The sequence below is a fragment of the Cognatishimia maritima genome, from assembly GCF_900129685.1.
GTDB classification, from domain to species: domain Bacteria; phylum Pseudomonadota; class Alphaproteobacteria; order Rhodobacterales; family Rhodobacteraceae; genus Cognatishimia; species Cognatishimia maritima.
In genome coordinates, this window is sequence record NZ_FQWM01000005.1 from 1 (window position 1) to 2,500 (window position 2,500).

A 2,500-nucleotide genomic window follows, 5' to 3' on the forward strand; every position below is an offset into this window, starting at 1 on the left:
TCATCGTTTTTGAGAGACACTCTGTAGGCTGTTTATTAGGTTTGGCGATGCCCTACTCTCCCACACCTTAAGATGCAGTACCATCGGCGCAACGGTGCTTAACTGCCGGGTTCGGAAAGGGACCGGGTGTTTCACTCGTGCTATGATCACCAAACCGAATAAACGGCCTAGAGGGTTCGACATTTGCATTTTTTGCAAAATCGAGGGTGTTGTCCAAGTCATTTATTGATGCGCTACCGCTTACGCTACTTGAGCGCTTTGGAATTTCATCAATTTGTACTGTGTGTTGTGTATGCTTCTGGATCGCAGAATAGATGTCTGTCTATTACTGGATCAAATCAAGCCTATCGGACCATTAGTACCGGTCAACTGAATGCATTGCTGCACTTACATCTCCGGCCTATCGACGTGGTGGTCTACCACGGTCCTCAGGGATACCTTGTTTTGAGGGGGGCTTCCCGCTTAGATGCCTTCAGCGGTTATCCTGTCCGATCATAGCTACCCTGCACTGCTGCTGGCGCAACAACAGGTCCACCAGTGGATCGTTCACCCCGGTCCTCTCGTACTAGGGGCAACTCCTCTCAAGTATCCTACACCCACGGCAGATAGGGACCGAACTGTCTCACGACGTTCTAAACCCAGCTCACGTACCTCTTTAAACGGCGAACAGCCGTACCCTTGGGACCTGCTCCAGCCCCAGGATGAGATGAGCCGACATCGAGGTGCCAAACACTGCCGTCGATATGGACTCTTGGGCAGTATCAGCCTGTTATCCCCGGCGTACCTTTTATCCGTTGAGCGATGGCCCTTCCACTCGGGACCACCGGATCACTATGGCCGTCTTTCGACTCTGCTCGACTTGTCAGTCTTGCAGTCAGGCTGGCTTCTGCCATTGCACTCAACGAGCGATTTCCGACCGCTCTGAGCCAACCTTCGCGCGCCTCCGTTACGCTTTAGGAGGCGACCGCCCCAGTCAAACTACCCGCCACACAGGGTCCCGGATCCGGATAACGGACCGCGGTTAGACATCAAGCAATGCAAGGGTGGTATCTCAAGGGAGGCTCCACCGCGACTGGCGTCACGGTTTCAATGCCCACCACCTATCCTGCACATGCATGGCCTGATGCCAGTGTGAAGCTGTAGTAAAGGTGCACGGGGTCTTTCCGTCTAACCGCGGGAAGCCTGCATCTTGACAGGCAATTCAATTTCGCTGAGTCGATGTTGGAGACAGTGGGGAAGTCGTTACGCCATTCGTGCAGGTCGGAACTTACCCGACAAGGAATTTCGCTACCTTAGGACCGTTATAGTTACGGCCGCCGTTTACCTGGGCTTCAATTCGGAGCTCTCACCCCTCCTTTTAACCTTCAGGCACCGGGCAGGCGTCAGACCCTATACGTCGTCTTGCGACTTCGCAGAGCCCTGTGTTTTTAGTAAACAGTCGCCACCCCCTGGTTTGTGCCCCCAGCCAATACTTGCGTAGAAACTGGGCCTCCTTCTCGCGAACTTACGGAGGTATTTTGCCGAGTTCCTTCAACATCGTTCTCTCAAGCGCCTTGGTATTCTCTACCAGTCCACCTGTGTCGGTTTAGGGTACGATCTAGCGATGGAGCTATTTCCAGGAACTGCTAAGCGGCCCCTCCAATCCAATAAGGAGGAACAACCGTCGCAATCCGTCACTTCCATCTGGCCCAGGAATATTAACCTGGTTCCCATCGACTACGCCTTTCGGCCTCGCCTTAGGGGTCGGCTTACCCTGCTCAGATTAGCTTTAAGCAGGAACCCTTGGACTTTCGGCGAGAGTGTCTCTCACACTCTTTGTCGCTACTCATGTCATCATTCTCACTAGTGATCTCTCCACCGGATGGCTCACGCCCCAGCTTCATCGAAAGCTTCGTGTCTCCGACACTCATTATATGATGTCCTACCGCTTCGCTACTTGAGGACTAAATCCTCCAGCAACAAATTGATACGATATCAATGAGTTAAAGAGACATGAAGCTATGTCACACTACGCTCTGCTACCACAGTGCATTCCCGAAGGAATGTCACTATCCTAGACTTCGGCTCATGGCTTGAGCCCCGTTACATCTTCGCCGCAGGACAACTTATTTAGACCAGTGAGCTGTTACGCTATCTTTAAAGGATGGCTGCTTCTAAGCCAACCTCCTGGTTGTTTTGGTCGTCCCACCTGCTTTCCCACTTAGCCATGAATTAGGGGCCTTAGTCGTAGGTCAGGGTTGTTTCCCTCTCCACTACGGACGTTAGCATCCGCAGTGTGTCTGCCATCTAGTACTCCCGGGTATTCGGAGTTTGATTAGGATCAGTAAGGCTGTGGGCCCCCATTACCCATTCAGTGCTCTACCCCCCGGGGTATTCGGATGACGCTCTACCTAAATAGATTTCGCAGAGAACCAGCTATCTCCGAGTTTGATTGGCCTTTCACCCCTAGGCACAACTCATCCCGACCTTTTTCAACAGGTGTGGGTTCGGACCTCCAGTA

2 rRNA genes (1 of these 2 cut by a window edge) are annotated in these 2,500 nt (G+C 52.6%); both read right to left on the reverse strand.

Features of this window, described 5'->3' with window-relative positions:
- Positions 1–39 precede the first annotated feature (39 nt).
- Positions 40–154: ribosomal RNA gene (rrf, locus tag BUA39_RS11190) — 5S ribosomal RNA — on the reverse strand.
- A 180-nt stretch (positions 155–334) separates the two neighbouring features.
- Positions 335–2,500 (reverse strand): 23S ribosomal RNA (locus BUA39_RS11195) (it continues 741 nt past the right edge of the window).